The 5,156-nt window shown below is 36.1% G+C and carries 7 protein-coding genes and 3 pseudogenes; 2 read left to right on the top strand and 8 right to left on the bottom strand.

What is annotated here, in order from left to right; translation table 11 throughout:
* Positions 1-65: 65 nt before the first annotated feature.
* From ACFINF_RS08640 to ssb, 5 genes and pseudogenes are all read right to left on the bottom strand, one after another.
* Positions 66-386 (bottom strand): hypothetical protein, encoded by a 321-nt coding sequence (locus ACFINF_RS08640; RefSeq protein ID WP_375620509.1) that lies wholly within the window; start codon positions 384-386, stop codon positions 66-68.
* Positions 387-770: 384 nt separating this feature from the next.
* The gene (locus ACFINF_RS08635; RefSeq protein ID WP_375620508.1) at positions 771-1,103 is read right to left on the bottom strand and encodes a type II toxin-antitoxin system PemK/MazF family toxin; all 333 of its coding nucleotides are present in this window, start codon (positions 1,101-1,103) and stop codon (positions 771-773) included.
* Positions 1,103-1,360, bottom strand: a complete 258-nt coding sequence (locus ACFINF_RS08630) for an AbrB/MazE/SpoVT family DNA-binding domain-containing protein (protein WP_375612038.1) — start codon at positions 1,358-1,360, stop codon at positions 1,103-1,105. Before ACFINF_RS08630 ends, ACFINF_RS08635 begins: the two co-directional genes overlap by 1 nt.
* Positions 1,361-1,455: 95 nt before the next feature.
* Positions 1,456-2,003 (bottom strand): annotated as a pseudogene (locus ACFINF_RS08625) (hypothetical protein).
* 10 nt (positions 2,004-2,013) lie between these two features.
* Positions 2,014-2,466 carry a single-stranded DNA-binding protein gene (ssb, locus tag ACFINF_RS08620; RefSeq protein WP_375620506.1) on the bottom strand — a complete coding sequence of 151 codons (453 nt, stop codon included), beginning with the start codon at positions 2,464-2,466 and terminating at the stop codon, positions 2,014-2,016.
* 301 nt (positions 2,467-2,767) lie between these two features.
* On the opposite strand from ssb, the gene ACFINF_RS08615 reads away from it, so the two are divergent.
* Together ACFINF_RS08615 and ACFINF_RS08610 are read left to right on the top strand one after the other, a co-directional pair.
* Positions 2,768-2,959, top strand: coding sequence for a hypothetical protein (locus ACFINF_RS08615; protein WP_004859817.1), 192 nt, complete (start codon positions 2,768-2,770; stop codon positions 2,957-2,959).
* Between the two features lie 67 nt (positions 2,960-3,026).
* Complete coding sequence (locus ACFINF_RS08610) at positions 3,027-3,455, top strand: type II toxin-antitoxin system HicB family antitoxin (RefSeq protein ID WP_006589119.1); 429 nt, start codon at positions 3,027-3,029, stop codon at positions 3,453-3,455.
* Positions 3,456-3,503: 48 nt separating this feature from the next.
* Here ACFINF_RS08610 and ACFINF_RS08605 read toward each other — a convergent pair whose 3' ends face one another.
* The 3 genes and pseudogenes from ACFINF_RS08605 to ACFINF_RS08595 all read right to left on the bottom strand — a co-directional run.
* The gene (locus tag ACFINF_RS08605) at positions 3,504-4,094 is read right to left on the bottom strand and encodes an antA/AntB antirepressor family protein (RefSeq protein WP_375620505.1); all 591 of its coding nucleotides are present in this window, start codon (positions 4,092-4,094) and stop codon (positions 3,504-3,506) included.
* A 380-nt stretch (positions 4,095-4,474) separates the two neighbouring features.
* Positions 4,475-4,989 (bottom strand): annotated as a pseudogene (locus ACFINF_RS08600) (hypothetical protein).
* Positions 4,976-5,156: pseudogene (locus tag ACFINF_RS08595) on the bottom strand (hypothetical protein); the annotation flags it as partial. The pseudogenes ACFINF_RS08595 and ACFINF_RS08600, both read right to left, overlap by 14 nt.

Below are 5,156 nucleotides of genomic sequence, written 5' to 3'. Positions count from 1 at the left end.
AGACTGGTGAAGGTATCCTTCACCTGTTGAAGATACCATTTTTGGTGGATGATTAACTTCAACTTCTAAGCCTTTTTGGGGGTAGGTGTTGATGACTTAGAAGCTTTAGATGCTTTTGGCTGTTCGAGTGGAATTTCCTTTGTCACTGGTTCAGACGATGTTTGTACGGCTTCTTGTTTTATCTGCTTAATTTGTTCAACTGCCTTGTCTGTTTTTGCTGTTGTCTTGACTCCAATAAAAGGTTTTACAGCATTAGCGCGCTTGAGACGTGCGTAGACTTGATTGGAAACTTCAACAAATGGATTATTGGGTGTTGATGGTTCAAAGCGAACAGTGCTTTTATTGTCTCCAACAACACACATTGGCTTAGTGATGACAGCTTTCATCATTGCTCCTTTTGAGTCATAATTAATGACATCATTAGTCAAATATTGATTTTTATTCTGTGAAAAATTGATTAGCCAGAATTATCAAGAAAACAGGGCTTTCTAGCCACGTTTCAAGTTCACATTTTACTGAATTTTTAGGGGATATTTTTGAATTTTAGACACAATACGACCAGTGCCGTGCTGTCATTAAATATGATTTTTCACACATTGTCAAGAGAAAAAATCTATATTTTGTACATTTTTTGTTTCTAAAAATCTAAACTTAGTATTCAGACAAACAAGAGATGCAATAATAATCCCATTTAAATGAATCTTTTACTTGGCTTTTTGCCTCGTTTCAAAGAACGATGTTTTACGGCACGAGATAAAGATTTGAACCAACTACGTAAGAAATGTTGCTAGCTTAGCAAGGACTTCGTTCATAATCATGGGGGGAACTGCTTCCATTTTCTTTCCCTGACGCGCTCCAATATCAAGAGCACGTGGTTGGTCACAACGTATTATGCCCGTTGTATGTAATCCCACTCCCATTAATGAGACAGCAAAGCCTGCAGTTCTAGCAAAATTTCCTCCGCTTGTAATAGGCAAGACAATAGGTGTTTTCGTTACACGATTAAACGCTTCCGGTGATACAATTAATACAGGACGCGTTCCTTTTTGTTCATAACCCGAAGATGGATCAAGAGATACTAGCCAAATTTCGCCTCGCTTCATCACAACAGCTCTTTACCAACAGGTTTAGCATCAAACCATTCTATATCCTCATCTACAAAATCATCTGACGGATTACATTGGGCTAACAATTCATCAAGAGTATAATTAGGAAATGTTTGTGGTTTCACAACTAATTGTCCATTATCAATAGTCAAACCAACTTGCGCATTTTCAGTAAGATGAAGGACATCAAGCAGTGAAGGTGGTATAGAAAGCATCACTGACCCTCCAACTTTACGTAATTTCGTTGTATGCATAAAAACAATCTCTCTAAAGTATTATATAAAAATATAACATTTTAAAAGCTATTTCAAGAGCTTCTAATGCTTTTATAAATATACTAGTAAAACATTTAGCATTTATTTTTTTGGTTAAAATATTTCTGGAGAGCGTTAAGGACTATTCGCAATGAAGGTACAAGGTACGGTAATTCTTGATCTTCACTAACAAGATACTGTAGCGCAGCATAAAAATTATGCTGTCTGTAAAGGTGTTGTGTTTCTTTTATTACCTCTTGCATATTCAAAAATTGTTTTGTTGCAAATTCAACCCATTTTTTCTAGCTTCTTCATTAGAAGATGAGGGCATTTTATCATAAATTGCACTAGGCAATGTTTTTGCACAGAGATAATCATTTCTCACTTCAAGATATTTTTGCGCAGCATCATACTGATCTTGATTTATTTCGCCTTGCAAATAAAGCCGCCCGATATAGGTGCCGGAAAGCGGATTTTTAGCCTCTTCTATGGTCAAGCCAAAGCGTTTAGCACGCATTTCAATTGCCAATTTATCCATGGGTTCATGCGGTGTTTTTGCTCGTGAGATGCGTCCATTTGGTTCTCTGATACACCCTTTAATTCGAGGACGACCACGTTTTGCATGTTTTTTTCTTTTAGCCATATTTTTTCAATCAGAATGGGACGCTATCGTTAAGAGCTGTTCTATAATCTTGAGCACCTGAAGCGATAGCATAATTTTGAGAAGTAATAGGTGAAGGGGTAGGGGATGCCGATTGATCTTTTTTGGCATCAAGCAAATACAACTCGCCTTTGAATTGTGGTAAGACAATCTCTGTTGTGTAACGGTCATGCCCATTTTTATCTTGCCATTTGCGTGTCTGTAATTTTCCTTCTATGTAAACCTTTGAACCTTTGTTTAGATATTGAAGTGCAATTTTTGCCAAATGTGGATTAAAAATCACAACTGAATGCCATTCTGTTTTCTCTACTTTTTGATTGGTTTTTTTATCTGTATAGCTCTCAGAAGTCGCTATACTAAAATTAACTATTTCTGCTCCAGAATTCATCGTTTTGCTTTCGGGATTAGCACCAAGGCGCCCGATTAACGTCACTTTATTTAGCATATTTGTAGCCCCATTAGATTTGCAATTTATACATGAAAAATCTTAGCATAATTTGCGTATTTATTCAATTATTTCAGTTTATTAATAACAGTTTTTTAATGTATTACATTATAATATTATTTGACAAATTATTCATCAAAAAACCATGTCACACAAATGGCACGGCTTTCTTATTTCTGCTTTTAACTTTTCAATAAATATCCTTTCATTAAGAGTCTGTATCAAACTTTTTTGTTCGATTTGTTGTTGACTGTCGAACCTTTTTGTGCGATATTCATTTTATGCAGAAAGGGGAGGCTAAATGAAACGAGAAGCACTGCTTAGAGAATTACGTAAAGAAGCCAGAAAAAGAGGCATTCATTACAGTGAAGCTCCTGATGCAGGTAAAGGGTCACATTATTTGGTAACTTTTGGAGACAAGACAACCGTTATAAAATCTGGTGAATTGACCCCACTTTACGTGAAAATAATAAAAAAGCAGTTGGGGGTATGAGTTATTCTCTCAACGGCTTTAATTTTTCGTTTTAAAAGCATTTCGATTATGGCGAGGAGACCTAAACATGGAATACACGTATCAAGCAAAACTGGAATCTGATCCAGATGGTGGTTTTATTGTAACCTTTCCAGATGTACCAGAAGCAATAACAGCTGGAGAAAATAGAGCAGAGGCATTAGAGAATGCTGTTGAAGCTTTAGGGTTAGCATTACGGAGCTATCCTATGCGTGGTTTGCCTTTACCAATGCGACAACAGTATAAAGACCTTGTAGAGGTTACGGTAGATGCGTGGAATGCTCTTAAGCTCGCAGTGGTAGAAGCCTTTAATGAAGCAAATATCACAAAAACAGAATTGGCACATCGTTTGGGTAAAAAAGAAACAGAAGCAAGACGCATTCTTGATCCCAATTATCCAACTAAGCTTCAAACATTAGAGCAAGCACTGAGCGTTCTTGGCAAGCAAGTCGTTATTACAATCAAAAACGCGGCGTGAAACATCCTCTCCACTCTGAAAGTGGAGAAGATGAGATCATATTTTAAACTAAGCGGCTTTTACGACAGATCTTGCTAGAACCTGTTTTGCTTCTTTAATGAGAGCTTTGTATTTTCTGTTTTCTTCATCTACTCTGAAGGCATCAAGAAGACGCATATGAATAGGACCTAAAAGATATAAAACTTTTTCGCCAGCGTTCATACCTTCCCAATAGCTTGGCAAATCAAAGCGTGTATCATTATCATAATCAACAGATTGGCTTTTTAGTTTCTTCTCACACTCAATAAAATAACGGCGTGCTTGACGTCCTTTCTCGTTACGTTCAACCATGGAAAGCTCTTTTGCCATGTCTAGGGTGAGATGATATTCTGTACTTGGACGACCGCCTTTAGGTTTCGGTAAATTTTTACCGAAACTCACAAAGCCTTGATTTTCTTGAGAGGCATTAGGTTTTACTAAATTTTTAGTAAAACTCACAAAGTCCTTATTTTCTAGGAAACCATATTCTTTAATACGATTAATAATCCAATCGTTAAAACGAGATGTTACCTTCAAAAACGTATGCAATTCACGTGCATTGACCGTTTGAACAATTTCCTGATCAATTGTTAGTTCTTTAATTTCTATGAGAGTGTTCATGTGAACTCCTGTTCGATTAGACGTTTTTGATTGACACTCAATAAAGAATGCCGGGTGTTCAAAAACACGGCGAACAGTCCGTCGTTACGCTTTCCCCATAAAGGGTATTGTATAGCGCAACTACACCCGACAATGCCATTATATGCGTGTAACATACAATGAGTCAAAGCCTTTAATGTGCGGAAGAAAAATTGTGTCGGCAATCTATCCGCTATTCGTTTAAGGTGTTTTTGAGGCACCTAATATCGAAAATATACATTACAGGAATAATGTCAAGCGGCTTCCGATAGTTTTTTTATGCTCTTGTTGATTTCATCTATGAACGTTGAGAAGAGACAACGCCGTTTAATCTGAACAGTTTTATAAAATCGGAAATTTTACTATGGCTTTTTAACTGAGCACTGTAGTGTGTAAATAGATATATTTATTAAACTGCGTGTACGTAACATAAGGAAAAATACACAAACTAAAAAGGAATACCAAAGAGCAATATCTGAGTACCAAAGTACAGTATCCAATGAAAAAGAAAGCTTATGCTCCACGTACTTAGAAATAATAGGTAAAGAGACCGTTTCTTTATAACTACTTGGGAAAATAAAACGACAAGCGCTACACTTATTAGCTTTAAAAGTCGGTGCATATACTGTTGTAAATCACGTGTTAGTTTCACCCAACCTGTTGTATTTCCGCATTTGTATTTTGGGTTGCTCTGCAATTCAGAAGGAATATGAGAATTGCATAAAATTACAAAAATATTTATTATTATTATCAAACCAAAAGATGCAAATATCAAAATACTTTGAATAAAGTAGGGATTTTTTTTAATTCCTAAAAAACATAAAAATATAAAAGTTATAATACCAAACAAGGCTCTTAGCTGCTTATCTGTAAACATATTTATTTCCTGCGGTTTTCGATAATTTTTTGATCTCTTTATTGATCTCGTCTATAAGAGGTTCGTAATTGAGAACGCTTTTCGGAATACCACCACCGTAAACCCACGCTTTCACTTGCGCTTTGGTACTAAAATCTGCATTCTTAGGTGTTTTGTAATACTGGCCG

Origin of the sequence: Bartonella sp. TS25HLJMH (assembly GCF_042193505.1) — a bacterium.
GTDB classification, from domain to species: domain Bacteria; phylum Pseudomonadota; class Alphaproteobacteria; order Rhizobiales; family Rhizobiaceae; genus Bartonella; species Bartonella grahamii.
The sequence above is the reverse complement of the archived record's forward strand: the minus strand, read 5'-3'. Positions and strand labels throughout refer to the sequence as shown.

Bases quoted from the DNA above. Each gene is read 5' to 3' on its own strand.
- ACFINF_RS08640 (WP_375620509.1), bottom strand. From the start codon at position 386: ATGAAAGCTGTCATCACTAAGCCAATGTGTGTTGTTGGAGACAATAAA.
- ACFINF_RS08635 (WP_375620508.1), bottom strand. From the start codon at position 1,103: ATGAAGCGAGGCGAAATTTGGCTAGTATCTCTTGATCCATCTTCGGGT.
- ACFINF_RS08630 (WP_375612038.1), bottom strand. From the start codon at position 1,360: ATGCATACAACGAAATTACGTAAAGTTGGAGGGTCAGTGATGCTTTCT.
- ssb (WP_375620506.1), bottom strand. From the start codon at position 2,466: ATGCTAAATAAAGTGACGTTAATCGGGCGCCTTGGTGCTAATCCCGAA.
- ACFINF_RS08615 (WP_004859817.1), top strand. From the start codon at position 2,768: ATGAAACGAGAAGCACTGCTTAGAGAATTACGTAAAGAAGCCAGAAAA.
- ACFINF_RS08610 (WP_006589119.1), top strand. From the start codon at position 3,027: ATGGAATACACGTATCAAGCAAAACTGGAATCTGATCCAGATGGTGGT.
- ACFINF_RS08605 (WP_375620505.1), bottom strand. From the start codon at position 4,094: ATGAACACTCTCATAGAAATTAAAGAACTAACAATTGATCAGGAAATT.